This is a genomic window from Nonomuraea roseola (assembly GCF_039535395.1).
Classification (GTDB): domain Bacteria; phylum Actinomycetota; class Actinomycetes; order Streptosporangiales; family Streptosporangiaceae; genus Nonomuraea; species Nonomuraea roseola.
Map to the genome: position 1 here is coordinate 4,498,701 of NZ_BAAAXC010000015.1, position 14,977 is coordinate 4,513,677.

Annotated in this window: 15 protein-coding genes; 8 read left to right on the forward strand and 7 right to left on the reverse strand. The window is 71.1% G+C overall.

Annotation, left to right across the window (positions count from 1 at the left end):
- Nucleotides 1-80 precede the first annotated feature (80 nt).
- On the forward strand, nt 81-1,064 hold the full coding sequence (gene mreB / locus ABFX55_RS44775) for a rod shape-determining protein (RefSeq protein ID WP_346129811.1): 984 nt from the start codon (nt 81-83) through the stop codon (nt 1,062-1,064).
- Nucleotides 1,065-1,116: 52 nt separating this feature from the next.
- Here the strand turns inward: mreB and ABFX55_RS44780 are convergent, their stop codons facing one another.
- Both ABFX55_RS44780 and lysA read right to left on the reverse strand, forming a co-directional pair.
- The gene (locus ABFX55_RS44780; protein ID WP_346129812.1) at nt 1,117-1,650 is read right to left on the reverse strand and encodes a ferritin-like domain-containing protein; all 534 of its coding nucleotides are present in this window, start codon (nt 1,648-1,650) and stop codon (nt 1,117-1,119) included.
- A gap of 94 nt (nt 1,651-1,744) precedes the next feature.
- Entirely contained in the window at nt 1,745-2,980 is a 1,236-nt protein-coding gene (gene lysA, locus ABFX55_RS44785) for a diaminopimelate decarboxylase (protein WP_346129814.1), read from the reverse strand.
- A gap of 120 nt (nt 2,981-3,100) precedes the next feature.
- Here lysA and ABFX55_RS44790 point away from each other — a divergent pair, with 120 nt between their 5' ends.
- From ABFX55_RS44790 to ABFX55_RS44810, 5 genes are read left to right on the forward strand one after another with little or no spacing between them, the layout of a single operon-like run.
- A complete protein-coding gene (locus ABFX55_RS44790) occupies nt 3,101-3,967 on the forward strand; it encodes an ABC transporter substrate-binding protein (RefSeq protein ID WP_346129815.1) in 867 nt (288 codons plus the stop codon).
- Entirely contained in the window at nt 3,964-4,794 is an 831-nt protein-coding gene (locus tag ABFX55_RS44795; protein WP_346129816.1) for an amino acid ABC transporter permease, read from the forward strand. The genes ABFX55_RS44790 and ABFX55_RS44795 overlap by 4 nt, the downstream gene beginning before the upstream one ends.
- A 1-nt stretch (nt 4,795) precedes the next feature.
- A complete protein-coding gene (locus tag ABFX55_RS44800; RefSeq protein ID WP_346131439.1) occupies nt 4,796-5,548 on the forward strand; it encodes an amino acid ABC transporter ATP-binding protein in 753 nt (250 codons plus the stop codon).
- The gene (locus ABFX55_RS44805) at nt 5,545-7,134 is read left to right on the forward strand and encodes an N-acyl-D-amino-acid deacylase family protein (RefSeq protein WP_346129817.1); all 1,590 of its coding nucleotides are present in this window, start codon (nt 5,545-5,547) and stop codon (nt 7,132-7,134) included. Before ABFX55_RS44800 ends, ABFX55_RS44805 begins: the two co-directional genes overlap by 4 nt.
- A complete protein-coding gene (locus ABFX55_RS44810; protein ID WP_346129819.1) occupies nt 7,131-7,868 on the forward strand; it encodes a serine hydrolase in 738 nt (245 codons plus the stop codon). The genes ABFX55_RS44805 and ABFX55_RS44810 overlap by 4 nt, the downstream gene beginning before the upstream one ends.
- Here ABFX55_RS44810 and ABFX55_RS44815 read toward each other — a convergent pair.
- From ABFX55_RS44815 to ABFX55_RS44835, 5 genes are all read right to left on the reverse strand, one after another.
- Nucleotides 7,845-8,768: a LysR family transcriptional regulator gene (locus ABFX55_RS44815; RefSeq protein ID WP_346129821.1), complete on the reverse strand. Its 924-nt coding sequence runs from the start codon at nt 8,766-8,768 to the stop codon at nt 7,845-7,847. The genes ABFX55_RS44810 and ABFX55_RS44815 overlap by 24 nt on opposite strands.
- A gap of 61 nt (nt 8,769-8,829) precedes the next feature.
- Nucleotides 8,830-9,921, reverse strand: a complete 1,092-nt coding sequence (locus ABFX55_RS44820; protein WP_346129822.1) for a winged helix DNA-binding domain-containing protein — start codon at nt 9,919-9,921, stop codon at nt 8,830-8,832.
- Nucleotides 9,922-9,941: 20 nt separating this feature from the next.
- Complete coding sequence (locus ABFX55_RS44825; protein WP_346129824.1) at nt 9,942-13,193, reverse strand: protein kinase domain-containing protein; 3,252 nt, start codon at nt 13,191-13,193, stop codon at nt 9,942-9,944.
- A complete protein-coding gene (locus ABFX55_RS44830) occupies nt 13,190-13,753 on the reverse strand; it encodes a GNAT family N-acetyltransferase (RefSeq protein WP_346129826.1) in 564 nt (187 codons plus the stop codon). Before ABFX55_RS44830 ends, ABFX55_RS44825 begins: the two co-directional genes overlap by 4 nt.
- Before the next feature lie 12 nt (nt 13,754-13,765).
- Entirely contained in the window at nt 13,766-14,248 is a 483-nt protein-coding gene (locus ABFX55_RS44835; RefSeq protein ID WP_183656641.1) for a shikimate kinase, read from the reverse strand.
- Between the two features lie 37 nt (nt 14,249-14,285).
- On the opposite strand from ABFX55_RS44835, the gene ABFX55_RS44840 reads away from it, so the two are divergent.
- Together ABFX55_RS44840 and ABFX55_RS44845 are read left to right on the forward strand one after the other, a co-directional pair.
- Complete coding sequence (locus tag ABFX55_RS44840) at nt 14,286-14,534, forward strand: DUF6458 family protein (RefSeq protein WP_183656643.1); 249 nt, start codon at nt 14,286-14,288, stop codon at nt 14,532-14,534.
- 22 nt (nt 14,535-14,556) lie between these two features.
- Nucleotides 14,557-14,940, forward strand: coding sequence for a ChaB family protein (locus ABFX55_RS44845; RefSeq protein WP_346129828.1), 384 nt, complete (start codon nt 14,557-14,559; stop codon nt 14,938-14,940).
- The last annotated feature ends 37 nt before the right edge of the window (nt 14,941-14,977 follow it).

Below are 14,977 nucleotides of genomic sequence, written 5' to 3' on the forward strand. Positions count from 1 at the left end.
GGTGTTGCGCCGAGGCCCTGCTGGCAAGGCACTACACCATGGGGAGCGAGAAGAGGGGGAATGTCCGACGGACTGAATCCATGCTCACCTTCCTCGGCCGGGATCTGGCCATCGATCTCGGCACCGCGACCACGCTGATCCACGTCCGAGGGCGCGGCATCATGGTCAACGAGCCCTCCGTGGTCGCGCTCGACACCAGGACGGGACGGATCGTCGCCTACGGGTCTGAGGCGAGGCGGCCGCCTGCGGGGTCGGTGACCGTACGGCCGGTCAGGAACGGGGTGATCGTCGAGCCCGACATCGCGCGCCGCATGCTGCGATATTTCGTGAGAAAAGTGCACGGGCATCCGTTCGCCAGGCCGCGGATGACCATCGCGGTCCCCGGAGGGATCACCCCCATCGAGCGGAAGGTCGCGTGGGAGGCGGCCTACGAGGCCGAGGCCCGCAGGATCACCTTCATGGAGAACACCCTGGCCGCCGCCTTCGGCGCGGGTCTGGGCACCGGCGACCCCATCGCCGCCATGGTCGTGGACATCGGCGGAGGCACCACGGACGTGGCGGCCGTCTCGCTGGGCGCCGTCGTGGCAGGCGTCTCCAGGCGGGCCGGTGGCGAGGAGATGGACCAGGCGATCAAGGTCGCGGTCCGCCGCCTCTACGACCTCGAGATCGACGACAGGACCGCCGAGACGCTGAAGAAGGAGATCGGCGGCGCGGGGGCGCCGCCGAGGCACCGCGGCCTGCGGGTGAGCGGGATCGATCCCGACACCGGCAGGACGGGGTACGCCACGATCTCGGCCGTGCACGTCCATGAGGCGATCGACCCGACGGTCAGGACGATCATCGACGCGGTGCGCAGGGTGCTCGAGTCGTGCTCGCCCGAGATCGCCACTGACGTGGCGCGCCGGGGGCTGTTCCTCGCGGGAGGGGGAGCGCTGCTGAGCGGCCTGCCCACGCGGCTCGGCACCGAGCTCGGCATCCCCGTGTCACGGGTGGAAAGGCCCGAGCACTCGGTGGCCCTCGGCCTGAGCATGTGGTCAGCCACATCCCGAGCCCCCAAAGCCTGAGCCACCGGAGCCAGGGGCGGCGGATCACGTGCCTCCGCCCCTGGCCGCGTCGTCAGCCGGGGATGCGCTCCAGCAGGCTCTTCATGTCGTCCGCGTGCTCCTCCTCCTTCGCCAGCAGCTCCTCGAAGATCCTTCGCGTCGTCACGTCCTTGTCGCCGAGCCACTGGACGATCTCGGTGTAGGCGGCGACCGCGATGCGCTCGGCGACCAGGTCCTCTTTGATCATTTCGGAGAGTCCGAGGCTGGCGTCGTACTGCGAGTGCGAGCGCGAGGTCAGCGTGTCGGGGTTGAAGTCGGGCTCTCCACCCAGCTGGACGATCCTGGCGGCCAGCTTGTCGGCGTGCTCCTGCTCCTCCGTCGAGTGCTCCAGGAACTCCGACGCCACCGACTCGGCCATGATGCCGCTGGCGGTGTAGTAGTGGCGCTTGTAGCGCAGCACGCAGACGATCTCCGTCGCCAGCGCCTCGTTGCAGACCTGGATCACACGCTCCAGGTCGGCGCCGTACGCGTCGGTGATCGGGCCCTTGCCGATCTCGGCCCTGGCGCGCTCGCGGATGGTCTTGATATCGGTCAGGAACTCAGCCATGGCCCGCATATGCCCAGGAGCCGATCCGTAACGCACCGGACGCCGCAAAGGATGACTCTGCACTTCCTCTCCAGGCACGTGTCCGGCTCGGGACCTACGGATAGAGCCTGAGCAGGTCCTCCTCGCTCTCGCGGCGGACGATCACCCTGGCCGAGCCGTCGGCGACCGCCACGACGGGGGGCCGTGGCACGTGGTTGTAGTTGCCCGCCATCGACCGCTGGTAGGCGCCGGACACCGGTACGGCCAGCAGATCGCCAGGGCGCAGGTCGGAGGGGAGCGGGAGGTCCCTGACCAGCACGTCGCCGCTCTCGCAGTGCTTGCCCACGACGGTCACCTCGCTGAGTGGCGCGTCGGAGCGACGGTTGGCCAGGGCGGCGGTGTAGGCGGCGCCGTACATGCCGGGTCGCGGGTTGTCGCTCATGCCGCCGTCGACGCTGACGTAGCGCCCCTTGACGGTGCCGACCTCGTAGAGCGCGACCGTGGAAGGCCCCGCGATGGACCTGCCGGGCTCGACCGCCAGGCGCAGCCCCTCAGTCTCCTTCCTGAGGACGGCCAGCAGCTCGGCGGGCGTGGGCGGGGCGGGGTCGCCAGGGGTGTAGGCGACGCCGAGGCCGCCGCCCAGGTCGAGCCTGGTGACCCCGGTCGAGGCGGCGAACTCCGCCATCCTGGCCGCGGCCAGGCCGAAGGCCTCCAGCTCGACGATCTGCGAGCCGATGTGGGAGTGCAGGCCGTACAGCTCGAGCGAGGGCGCGGCGGCGACCCTCGCCACCGCGCGGTCGGCCAGCCCCGCGGCCAGCGAGAAGCCGAACTTGGAGTCCTCGCCGCCGGTGGCGATGGCGGCGTGGGTGCGGGGGTCGACGCCGGGCGTGACCCTGATCATCACCCGCTGCCTGACGCCCAGCTCGGCGGCGACGGCCGCGAGCCTGTCGATCTCGGTGAAGGAGTCGACGACCACGCAGCCGATGCCCCACTCCACCGCGCGGCGCAGCTCGGCAGGCGACTTGTTGTTGCCGTGGAAGACCACCCGCTCGGGCGGCATGCCACCCGCCCTTGCCACGGCCATCTCGCCGCCCGTGCACACGTCGAGCGACAGGCCGAGCTCGTCCAGCCAGCGCACCACCTCGGGGCAGAGGAAGGCCTTGCCTCCGTAGTGGACGTCACCGTCGGGCAGCGCGTCGAGCCACGCCCGGGCGCGGGCCCTGAAATCGGCCTCGTCGAGCAGGTAGGCGGGCGTGCCGTACACCTCGGCCAGCTCGACCGCGCCGACGCCGCCGAGGTGGAGCTCCCCTCCGGTCCACGCAGTGGTCTGGGGCCATATGTCCAAGCTCATGACGAGCGAGCGTAGGCAGACGCGATGCCTGAGAGGGTCGAGCCTCGAAGATTTCGTGGCTGAGAGCCGCATGCCTTCACGGGCCTTGGTGGCGCGCGGCCCGCTCACCACCATGGGCCCATGCGGAAACACCTGGTCATCGCCCTGGCGGCGGTCTGCGCACTGAGCGTGGGATGCGGGAGATCAACCTCCGGTACGGCTGCGCCCACACCCCCCTCCTCGACGGGCAAGAGCGCCAAGGAACTCGTGCCCGAGGCGGTCAGGAAGTCGGGCGAACTGCGGATGGCCACCTCGGAGGGCTATCCGCCGATGGAGATGTACAAGCCGGGCACCCAGGAGATGACCGGCGTCGACGCCGACCTGGCCGTCGCGATCGGCGCGAAACTCGGACTGAGGACGCGCATCGTCAACGCCTCCTTCGACGGCCTGATCCCGGGGCTGCAGGGCGGCAGGTGGGACATCGCCATGGCCGCGCTGAGCGACCTGGAGCAGCGGCGCAAGGCCGTCGACTTCGTCGACTACTTCAACGCGGGTGGCGCGATCATGGTCGCCAAGGGCAACCCCGAAGGGATCAAGACCCTCGCCGACCTGTGCGGCAAGAAGGTCGTGCTGGCCAAGGGCAGCTCCAACCTGGAGATCGGCAAGCGGCAGAACGACAAGTGCGCCCAGAAGATGGAGATCATGCAGAGCGAGGACGCTCCGACGGGCCTGCTCAGCATCGACTCGGGACGCACGGTGGCCACGATCGTCGACTCTCCCGTGGCCCACATGTACGCCAAGGAGACCGGCAAGTACGAGGTCCTGCCCGAGCAGTACGACGCGGGCCCCTGGGGCATCGCCGTGGACAAGAGGCAGACGGGCCTGCGCGACGCCATCGCCATGGCGCTGCAGGAGCTCATCGACAACGGCGAGTACGGGAAGATCCTGGCGAAGTACGGCACGACGCCGAACGCCGTCGCCAAGGTCACGATCAACACCGGCGCATGATGGAGCTCCCGATCGAGGCGGTGCAACCGTCCAGGCCGGGGCGGGTGGTCGCGGCGGCGGTGGCGGCGCTCGTCATGGTCTGGCTGGCCTACACGATCATCGTCAACCCCAACCTGCACTGGGACGTGATCGTCGGCTTCCTGCTCGACGGCCGCATCCTCGGCGGCCTGTGGATCACGATCGCGCTCACCGCGCTGTCCATGGTGATCGGGGTCGCGCTCGGCGTGACGGCCGCGGTCATGCAGCTGTCGGACAGCCCGGTGCTGCGCGGCGCCGCCGGGCTCTACACCTGGTTCTTCCGCGGCACGCCGCTGCTGGTCCAGCTCATCTTCTGGTTCAACATCGGCCTGGTCTTCCCCGAGATCGGGATCGGCATCCCGTTCGGCGGCCCGATGTTCCTGCAGTGGCCCGCCAACGAGCTGATCACGCCGTTCACCGCGGCGCTGCTCGGTCTGACCATCAACGAGGGCGCCTACATGGCCGAGATCGTGCGGGCGGGCATCAGGTCCGTCGATCCGGGACAGCGGGAGGCGGCCGAGTCGCTGGGCATGAGGCACCGGCAGATCCTGCGCAGGATCGTGCTGCCGCAGGCGATGCGTGTGATCATCCCGCCCACCGGCAACCAGTTCATCTCGATGCTGAAGACCACCTCGATGGTCTCGGTCATCTCGGGCGCCGAGCTGCTGACCGTCTCGCAGCGCATCTACCTGGACAACTTCGAGGTCATCGCGCTGCTGGTGGTCGCCTCCACCTGGTACCTGCTGCTCACCAGCGTGGCCACGGTCGGCCAGCGCTTCCTGGAGAGGCGGTTCAGCCGTGGCCACTAGCATGGTGAAGATCGAATCAGTGCGGAAGCGCTTCGGGCGTCTCGAGGTGCTGAGGGGCGTCAGCCTCGACGTGCCGTCGGGCGGCGTCGTCTGCGTGGTCGGCCCCTCGGGTTCGGGCAAGTCCACGCTGCTGCGCTGCGTGAACCGCCTGGAGACGATCGACTCGGGACGCGTCTGGGTGGACGGTGAGCTCATCGGCTTCAGCGAGAAGGCGGGAAAGCTGCACCACCTGCGTCCTGAGGAGCTGTGCGGGCAGCGCCAGGAGATCGGGATGGTCTTCCAGCGCTTCCACCTGTTCCCGCACATGACCGCGCTTGAGAACGTCATGGAGGGCCCCCGCACGGTGAAGGGCGTCGCCCGGCCGGAGTCGAGACGGCAGGCGCTCGCGCTGCTCGACAGGGTGGGGCTCGCCGACAGGGCAGGGCACTATCCCAGCCAGCTGTCGGGCGGGCAGCAGCAGCGCGTGGCGATCGCGCGCAGCCTGGCCATGAGTCCCAAGGTGATGCTGTTCGACGAGCCGACCAGCGCGCTCGACCCCGAACTCGTGCAGGAGGTGCTGCAGGTCATGCGCGACCTGGCGGCCAGCGGGATGACGATGATCGTGGTGACCCACGAGATGGGCTTCGCGAGGGAGGCGGGTGACCATCTGGTGTTCATCGACGACGGTGTGATCGTGGAGGAGGGGCCGCCGCGCGAGGTCCTGTCCAACCCTCAGCACGACCGCACCCGCGCCTTCCTCGGGCAGGTCCTGTGAACCTCGAGTTGCTGATCCGCGGGGCACTGGTCGCCGACGGGACCGGCGCCCCCCTGCGCCTTGCCGACGTCGGCGTCGCGGCCGGTCGCGTCGTCCTGTTCCCCCGCGACCCCGCGGTCGCCGAGGAGCGCGGCGCGGCCAGGGTGATCGACGCCGAAGGGCTCGTGGTGACCCCCGGCTTCATCGACGTGCACACCCACTCCGACGCCGTGACCCTGCTCGGCAAGCGGGGCAGGCAACTGGCCGCCGCCCCCGTGCGGATGGGCGTCACCACAGAGATCTGCGGCAACTGCGGGTCCAGCCTCTTTCCCGCCCTGCCCGAGCGCGTTCCCGCCCTGCGCAGGTCCAGCAGGGCGGGCTTCGGCGGCGACATCCCGATCTTCCAGGACTACGGGGCGTTCGTGGAGGCGCACCGGCAGGCCCCGCGATCGAACCATCTCACCTCGCTCGTCGGGCACGGCACCCTCAGAGCGGGCGTGATGGGCTACGAGGACCGCCCGGCCACCGCCCGCGAGCTCGAGACCATGTGCGCCCTGCTCGACGAGGCGCTGGCGGCGGGCGCGGCGGGCCTGTCCACCGGCCTCATCTACACCCCCGGCACCTACGGCGACACCGCCGAGGTCGTCGCGCTGGCCAGGGTGGCCGCACGGTACGGCAGGCCGTACGTCACGCACCTGCGAGACGAGATGTCGCGCGTCGAGGAGGCGCTGGAGGAGGCGGTCGAGATCGCCAGGGCGAGCGGCGCCGCGCTCCACGTCAGCCACCACAAGACCGCCGGCAGGCACGGCTGGGGCAGGACCGAGCGCACCCTGCCGCGCATCGCCGCGCTGCGCGAGCAGGGCCTCGACATCACCTGCGACGTCTACCCCTACACCGAGGGCAGCACCTCCCTGTCGGCGATGTTCCCCCCGTGGGCCAACGACGGCGGCACCGAGGCGCTGCTCGAGAGGCTGCGCGACAGGGCCGAGCGCGAGCGGATGCGCAGGGCCATCGCCGAGGGCGTGCCCGGCTGGGAGAACACCGTCGGCAACGGCGGATGGGACCGCATCTCGGTGGCGGGCGCCACCGGCCACCCCGAGGTGGAGGGCCGCACGATCGCCGAGCTGGGCGGCGACCCCTTCGACGCCGCCGCCGAGCTGCTGCTCGCCGAGCAGGGCGAGGTGACGATCATCAGTCACTCGATGCGCGAGGACGACGTCCTGCGCGTCCTCGCCAGCGAGTTCGCCATGATCGGCTCGGACGGCGTGCCCAAGCCCGGCCGTCCTCACCCCCGCCTGGCCGGCACCTTCCCGAGGGTCCTCGGACGCTACTCCCGCGACCAGGCCCTGTTCCCCCTGGAGACGGCCGTGCACAAGATGACCGGCATGGCGGCCGAGCGCTTCGGCCTCGACGGCAGGGGAGTGGTGCGCGACGGCGCCCACGCCGACCTGGTGATCCTCGACCCCCGCACCGTGGCCGACGGCGCCACCTACACCGACCCGCTGCTGCCGCCCACCGGCCTGGCCGCGGTCGTCGTCGCGGGCGAGGTGGCCGTCGAGGACGGCACGCTCACCGCCAGGCGACCTGGAAGGATCCTCGCCCTGTGAACGCCATCACGCTCGCCATGGCGACACGCGACCTGCGCACGGGGGAGGCCCACGGCGTCAACGAGGACCTCGAGCTCCCTCTGGCCAGCGTCGGCAAGCTGCTGCTGCTGGCCGAGGTGGCGATGAGCATCGAGGGCGGCATCCTGGGAGCGGACGAGCCCGTCGAGCTGCTCGACGACGACTACTGCGCAGGGTCCGGGCTGCTGACCTCGCTCTCGAACAGGGCGTGGACCGTCGGCGACCTCGCCCTGCTCACCGCCGCGATCAGCGACAACACCGCGACCAACGCGCTGCTGCGCAGGGTCGGCGTGGAGCGCGTCAACGCCGCGGCCGCCGCGCTCGGCCTGTCGAGGACCAGGCTGCTCGACCGCGTCAGGGAGCCCAGGGGCCCCGAGCACCCGCCGACCTTCGCCATCGGCACCGCGGCCGAGCTGGTCTCGCTGGCCGTCCTGGTCAGCGGCGAGGAGGGCTGGCAGGTGCTCATGCGCGGCTGGATGCGGCAGAACACCGACCACAGCCTCGTGCCCGCTCTGGTCAGGCACGACCCGGAGGGCGGCTGGCTGGCCAACAAGACCGGCACGGACGACGGCGTCAGGACCGACGTCGGGATCATGTCAGGACGGGTGGCCTACGCGGTGCTCGCCTGCGGGCCGCCCGGCAGCGACCACGAGCTGGCCACCGCCGTACGGCAGGCGGGGCTGGCCCTCGCCTCACCTGAGCGCGGGCTCCAGTGAGTTCCTGAGCTGGGCCGAGGCCGTGCGCAGATAGGCCAGGAACGAGATCGCGGCGGGATTGGGGTTGGTCGGCCTTCGCGCGACGCCGATCCTGCGGAACAGGTTCGGCGTCGCCAGGCGGCAGATCTGCAGCCCCGAGGCGCCGTGCAGGCCGAGGCTCGGCACCAGCGCCACACCGAGCCCGGCCCGCACGAGCCCGATGGTCACCTCGTAGTGGTCGCTGCGGCAGCGGATCTGCGGGGAGAAGCCCTCCAGCGTGCTGGCCCGCTCCAGGATCGACACGGGGTGGTCGGCGCCGAACGTCGTGATCCACGGCTCGTCGGCCAGCTCCGCCAGCCGTACCTTGGGCCGCAGGCCCGCGGGGTGGCCTGCGGGCACGACCAGCAGCTGCGGCTCGTCGAACAGGTGCACCACCTCCACCCCCTCGGGGCACTTCCACGGGTCGAGGGCGTGCTCGAAGACCACCAGCACGTCGAGCGCGCCGCGCTCCAGATCGGGCAGCAGCTCGTACGGCTGGCCCTCCACCAGGTCGAGCGCCACCTGTGGATACCTGGAGGCGAAGCGCGACAGCGCCAGGGGCAGCAGCCGGTAGCCCGCGGAGGCGAAGAAGCCGATGCGCAGCTCGCCCGCGTCCACCCTGGCCTGGGCGAGCAGGTCCTTCTCCGCCGCCTCGATGATGTCCACGACCTCCTGCGCCCTGAGCGCCAGGCGGCGACCCGCCTCGGTCAGGCGCAGGCTCTGGGCGTTGCGCTCCACCAGCCCGACGCCCGCCTCCTGTTCCAGACGGGACAGCTGGTGGGAGACCGCCGAAGGCGAGAGCCTCAGCACCCTGGCCGCGCCCGCGATGCTCCCCGTCCTGAACACTTCGAGGAGCACCCGCAGGCGATTACTACTCAGCACGCCACCAGGGTAGTGACCCTGAGCAGCCCTTCCATGGGGAACCTCGGCCGGTGAGCGGGCTTCACGTCTTGGAGGGGCCTTCCGAGACCACGACGTCGTGATGGTCCCCCGGCGCCAGGAAGGCCAGGAGCCGCCCGGCCTCCTCGACCGCCTCGGCAGGGTCGAACGGCTCCCACCGGTGGATGGTCAGCGTCGTCGTCCCCTTCGCCCGAGCCGTCGTCCAGTCGCCCGCGGGGAACCCGTCCACCAGGATCGTCCTCGGCTGCACGTTGTAGGGGACGAACCGCCTGAGCACGGCCACGTGCTCGACCACCCTGGAGCGGTCCTCGTGCGAGAGGAAGAGGTTGTCGAAGTCGTACATGAACCGCACGGGCACCGGCAGATCCTCCGGCGGCAGCTCGGCGTCGGGAAGGTCGTACAGCACCCGCCCCGAGGGGTCGCGGTAGGTCACCAGGTCGAGCGACGAGACCACCTCCGACAGGCGCGTCAGCCCCGACCACGTCTGCACGTCCTTCACCCCGGCCGGGCCGAAGGCCCTCAGGTAGCGCAGCACCAGCTCGCCGGGCGTCATCGCGGGTGCCTCGAACCCCAGCCACGACGCGGCGCTGGTGTGGGCGATCGGCCCGCTCCTGCCCCACACCCCTCGCGGCGGCACCTGCACCAGCGGCACCAGCCAGCGCATGCCCTGCCCGAGCGCGTGCTGGTCGTGGCCGGGCCAGCGCTCGCCCAGCGCCCTGCCCAGCGCGGCGAACGTCATCGGCCCCTGCTCCAGCAGCGAGCGCCCGAGCGCGGCCAGCTCGTCGAGGTCGACGCCCTCCAGCTTCCTGCCGAAGGCGGAGCGTGTCATGCGCTCGGTCACGACCTGCACCAGCGGCCGCATGGCCAGGCAGTCGCGGGCGCTCACCAGGTGGATGGTCGAACGCTGGAGCGCGATGCGGACGATCTGCCTGCTCTCGAGCAGCTCGGCGGCGTCCTCGGGGCGGAAGTCCTCGATGCGGTTCCACAGGCCCGTGTACCAGGAGTGCGGGGTCTGCGCCTGCAGCCCCGCCACGTGCTCGACGACCTCGATGACCGGCCTGGTGGTCCTGGTGATCAGGAGCTGCCTGTCGAGGGTGGCCCTGTTGAGAGCGCGGCGGCTGAGGACGGGATCCATGAGCGCAACCCTAGAGCCGCTCAGGAACACATCCCGCCGGGATAGGGCGTTTCAGGGAAAAGCCGCTTCCAGCCCTCTTCGTCCAGCGCGCCTCCCGCCTTGGCGCACACCGCCTCCGCGGCCATGGAGGGGTCGACGGGGCTCTCGCGCACGGTGCCGTCCTTCAGGAGCCCGATCAGGCGGGTCCCGTCGGCGCTGAAGGCGACGTCGGCGACGTCCTGCCCCAGCGGCACCCTGCTGATCTCGTGCAGCGTGGCCGCGTCCCACAGCGAGGTGTACTCGCCGGTCATCGCGATCAGCTTGCCGTCGGGGGAGAACCTGATGCCGGTGCCGTACCCGGACGCCTTCATGACCTGCCGCTTCGGCCAGGTGGACAGCTCCCACACGAAGAAGAAGTCGGCGTCGGTGATGAAGGCGCCCCATCGGCTGTCGGGGCTGAAGGCGGTGGCGATGGTGCTGCCGCCTCCCGTCTCCTTGACGGTGCCGGTCGCCGGCTCGACCACGTCATCACCGGCGAACAGCCGCCTGCCGTCGGGCGTGAAGGCCAGCGGCGTCCTGATCGTGTCGAGGGGGCCCTTGACCTGCCTGCCCTCGGGGACACTCCACAGCCTCAGCCCACCGTCGCCGGAGGTCGCCAGCAACTCGCCGTCGGGCGACAGCGCCACGGCGAAAACCTCGCCTGTCGGCACCTCGGCGACTCTCTCGCGCGTGTCGACGTTCCAGACGGTGGTGGCCGGCTTCCCTGCCACGGCCAGCAGTCTGCCGCGCGCGTCGAAGGACAGCTCGCCCGCAGCGGGCAGGTCGCCGAGAGGTCTGCGCGCCTCGACGTCGTAGAGCCTGGTCGAGGACTCCGCCCCGATCGCGGCGATCCTGCCGTCGGGCGAGAGCAGGCGCTGGGCGGGGGCGTACGCGGCCTGCGTGGTGGCGCTCAGCGCCACGGTCTCCTGCCGGGGAGCATCGGTGAGCACGTCGGAGACGTCGAGCGACAGCACCCTGCCGCCCTCGGCGGTGTAGCGGAGGGCCCTTCCGTCGGCGGAGAAGGCGAAGTCTCCCGTCGCCTTCCTGGCCGGAAAGGTGCCGAGCAGCCGGCCCTCACGGACCTCCCACAGGCGGACGTCCTGGCCGAGCTCGGGCTCGTCCGGCTGCCGCTGTTCGGGCGGCCGCTGGGAGGGCGCGTCCGTCACAGGACCGCTCCGTGCGCGCCTCGCGGGGTCGACCTCCTCGGGTTCGAGCGGCTCGAGCAGGTAGCGGCCGTCAGGTGAGAAGACCAGCGGGCCCCAGACGCCGGTCCTGCGTTCGGCCAGGCTGAGGGTGGCCGCGGGCTCGCCTGTGGCGGTGTGGAGGACCAGCCCTCCCTCGCCGCCACCGATCACCAGCAGGCTGCCGTCGGGGCTGAACGCCGTGGTGGGCGGGTACTCGATCCGCATCGTGCTGACGGACGGCTGCGTCGTACGGGCGTAGAGGCGCCTGCGCCGGTCGAGATCCCACACCACGACCTCGCCCGTCACCGAGGACACCGCCGCCCAGCGGCCGTCGGGGGAGGTGGCGATCGCCCTGTCCGTCACGTCGAGCAAGGGGCCGCCGCCACCGCCCGCGTCGCCGCCCGCTCGGTAGAGTCTGGTGCGGAAGCCGTTCGAGACCGACAGAAGCTCGCCCCTCGCGTGGAGCGCGGGCTTGCCGCCAGGCCACTCGCCCTCGATCTCGGCGCCCGACTCCAGGTTCCACACCCGCACCGCGGCCTCGTCACCCGCGGCGTAGACCCTGCCGTCGCCGGTGAGGGAGGTCCAGGCGTCGGCGGGCACGGGGAGCCGGTGCTCGGCCGTCCGCCGCTCAGTGGACAGGTCCCATACCTCCACCTGGTCGGAGCGCTGCTTGAGCAGGCTCTTCCCGTCGTCGGCCAGCCGGTAGGCGGCCCCGCCGCTCTGCCCTGGGTCGGTGAAGGCGCCCAGGTCGGTCTGGCCGAGTGAGCGCTGCAGGGCGTTGCGCGCCTCGGGCACGGGGGCGAGCCTCCACGCCGCCACGCTGAGCTTCATCGCGGTCCTGGGGTCGGCGCTGCGCAGGCTCTCGGCCCGCGCCGCCACCGTCCGCGCGACCGTTTCCGCCGTCTCGTGCCGGCGCTCGGCGCCCTGCCGTACCGTCACGGCCGTGACGGCCAGCACCATGGCCACGCAGGCGGCCAGGCCCGCGACCATGGCCCTGCGCACCAGCCTTCGCCTCCTGAACGGAGTGACATCCTCCGACCAGGAGCGCAGCCTCGGCCACGCGTGGAACAGCGCGGGGCTGACCGGGCCTATCGAGTCGTCGGCGACCGCCACCAGGCGGCCCTCGGGGCGGTCGGAGGGAGGGACGGCGATGCTCCGCCGTACGAGCAGGCCCGCCTCGGTCAGCGCGGCGACCACGGGCTCGTCCTCGACCTCGGCCAGGGGGAGCCTGCCCGGCTCGCGCATGCGCAGCAGCAGCTCGGGCAGCGCGCTCTGCTGCTCGGGCGGCAGCTCCTGGTAGACCTGCTCGGCCACCTCGCCGAGCGGGCGGGAGCCCGACAGGTCCTCGGGCGGCCTGATCTCGGCGGCCAGGTGCGCGCCCACCGCGGGCTCGGCGCTGCCGGTCAGCCCGATCAGCAGCTCGCGCGCCGTGGGCCGGTCTTCGGGCCGCTTGGCCAGCGCTCTGGCGGCCATCGACCTGAGCGGTTCGGGCAGGTCGCCGACGTCGGGGTCGACGGTCAGCACCGCGTGCATGAGCTCGCCCAGGCTCTCCGCGGCGAAGGGGTCGCGCCCCGTCGCCGCGAACAGGACGGTCGCGCCCCAGGAGAAGACGTCGGCGGGCGCGCCGGCCGCGCTGTCGGTGAAGACCTCGGGAGCGGGGCCCTGCGTCCGCGCCGTGCCCACCCCTGTGACCTTGGGGCCCTCAGGGCCGAGCAGCAGGGAGTCGGGCCCCAGGTGGCGATGGGCTGCCCCCGCGTCGTGGATGGCGACCAGCGCCGTGGCCAGTGCCACGGCCAGCCGGTGCAGCCGGTCGCCGGCGTAGGGGCCGGCGTGCGCCACGGCCTCACGCAGGCTCGGGCCCTGCACGAACTCGCTGACCACGTAGCCGGGCCCCGACTCGACCACCCTGGCCACGCAGTGCGGCGCGACCGACGGCGCCCTGCCGCGCGCCATCTTGATCACATAACGTCTGCCGCCGCTGTCGTAGGCGTCGAAGCACGAGCCGAGCCGCCCGGCCAGCCAGTAGCCACCCAGCCGGTCCGGATCCCCCGGGAGCAAACGCGTTGTCACGGCAGCTTAGATGCGCCAATCCCAGGTTTGGTTGTGACCCATTCCTCGCGCAGCACCGACATCACGATTTCGTCGTGCCACTCGCCCTCCCACAGCAGGGCGTCGCGCAGCACGCCTTCCTGGACGAAGCCCACCTTCTTGTACACGTGGAGGGCCCGCTCGTTGAAGGCGTAGACGCCCAGGCTGACGCGGTGCAGCGGGGTGGTGGCGAAGGCGTGGTCGAGCACCAATCTGATCGCCTCGGTGCCGAAGCCCCTGCCCGGCCTGGTCAGCATGATCCGCAGGTTGCAGGAGAGGTTGTCGGCGTCGAGCTCGTTCAGCACGACCTCGCCCACGTAGTCCTCGCCGTGGCAGACGGCCAGGTCGAGACGGTCGGCGTGGTCCTTGCGGGTGGCGTACCACTGGGCCAGGGCAGCCGGCTCGTCCGCGCCGGCGTGCGAGCCGGTCAGCCGCTGGAGCTCGGGGTCACGCACGCCTTCGAGCAGACCTGCGACATGCTCAGGGCCGACGGGGCGGAGCGTGACCAGCTCTCCGACGAGGGTGGGTTTGGTGGCGAACATGCGTCTTGGGTATCACATGGCGTCAAGCGCTTTGTCGGCCGCTTCCTGGGGAAGCGTCGAGGTCACGTCCACGCGCAGGTCGGCTATCTGCCTGAAGTACGGGTCGCGGCGCGCCTTCATCAGGGCGGGGTCGAAGTCGGGGCGGTGGTCGCTCGACTTCATCCGCTGGGCCAGCACCTCGGGCGTCGCGTCCAGCCAGATCACGAACGCCCGCTTGAGCGCCTCGCGCACCTCCGGGCGTTCGACGGTGCTGGCGGCCGCGGTGATCACCTGGTTCTCGCCCAGGGCGCTCAGGACGTGCTCGGCCTCCCGCTCGTGCAGGACGCCGGCGCCCTCCTCCTTCGCGATCTCGGCGGCGCTCCTGCCGTACCGCTCCCTGAGATAGGGGTCGCTGTCGCTCATCGGCACGCCGAGGGCCTGCGCGAGCAGCAGCGCCACGGTGGTCTTGCCCGAGCCCATCAGCCCGACGACGACGACGGGTTTGTTTCTCGACATGGGGATAGAAGTTTCCTTGGCTTTAGGGAGGTATTCCATGACCATCGCCGGAAGCATTTTCCTCATCATGCTCGGCGCCGTGCTCACGTGGGCTGTCGACTGGGACGTCGCCGGCCTGGACATCAACGTCGTGGGCGTCATCCTCATGCTGGGCGGCATCGCTCTGATGCTGTTCGGTCTCTACAGGGTCAGGGTGACGCGGGAGATCGTGGCTCCGGTGGAGACGGAGAGGGACAGGACAACGGTCTACGAGGAGCGACGCTACACCGATCCTCCGACGATCTAGAAACAGCGGGAAGGGGGCTGTCATGCCAGCACGCCAGGAGATGCCGTCGACCATCGCCAGGTCCCCCAGGAAGGCGCAGGAGACGTGGATCAAGGCCCACGACTCGGCCGTCGAGACCTACGGCGAAGGTGAGCGGGCCCACCGGACCGCCTTCTCGGCCTTGAAGCACTCCTTCGAGAAGGTCGGCGACCACTGGGAGCCGAAGGCGCGCAAGGGTCCCTCCGACAAGGGCGCGACCGACCGCTCAGGACGGACCGACGAAGGCGTGGACGCCAACGCCAGCAAGGAACACCTGTACGGCGTGGCCGCCAGGCTCGGCGTCAGAGGGCGCTCCAGGATGACCAAGTCCGAGCTGGTCGAAGCCATCAAGAAGGCCAACAGGCGCGAGAGCGCCAAATCGCGCTGAAAGGGGGATCCCGCACCCCATCGGGATCCCCCTGGCT

Coding starts and splice junctions, on each gene's coding strand:
- mreB (WP_346129811.1), top strand. CDS start 81: ATGCTCACCTTCCTCGGCCGGGATCTGGCCATCGATCTCGGCACCGCG.
- ABFX55_RS44780 (WP_346129812.1), bottom strand. CDS start 1,650: ATGGCTGAGTTCCTGACCGATATCAAGACCATCCGCGAGCGCGCCAGG.
- lysA (WP_346129814.1), bottom strand. CDS start 2,980: ATGAGCTTGGACATATGGCCCCAGACCACTGCGTGGACCGGAGGGGAG.
- ABFX55_RS44790 (WP_346129815.1), top strand. CDS start 3,101: ATGCGGAAACACCTGGTCATCGCCCTGGCGGCGGTCTGCGCACTGAGC.
- ABFX55_RS44795 (WP_346129816.1), top strand. CDS start 3,964: ATGATGGAGCTCCCGATCGAGGCGGTGCAACCGTCCAGGCCGGGGCGG.
- ABFX55_RS44800 (WP_346131439.1), top strand. CDS start 4,796: ATGGTGAAGATCGAATCAGTGCGGAAGCGCTTCGGGCGTCTCGAGGTG.
- ABFX55_RS44820 (WP_346129822.1), bottom strand. CDS start 9,921: ATGGATCCCGTCCTCAGCCGCCGCGCTCTCAACAGGGCCACCCTCGAC.
- ABFX55_RS44830 (WP_346129826.1), bottom strand. CDS start 13,753: ATGTTCGCCACCAAACCCACCCTCGTCGGAGAGCTGGTCACGCTCCGC.
- ABFX55_RS44835 (WP_183656641.1), bottom strand. CDS start 14,248: ATGTCGAGAAACAAACCCGTCGTCGTCGTCGGGCTGATGGGCTCGGGC.
- ABFX55_RS44840 (WP_183656643.1), top strand. CDS start 14,286: ATGACCATCGCCGGAAGCATTTTCCTCATCATGCTCGGCGCCGTGCTC.
- ABFX55_RS44845 (WP_346129828.1), top strand. CDS start 14,557: ATGCCAGCACGCCAGGAGATGCCGTCGACCATCGCCAGGTCCCCCAGG.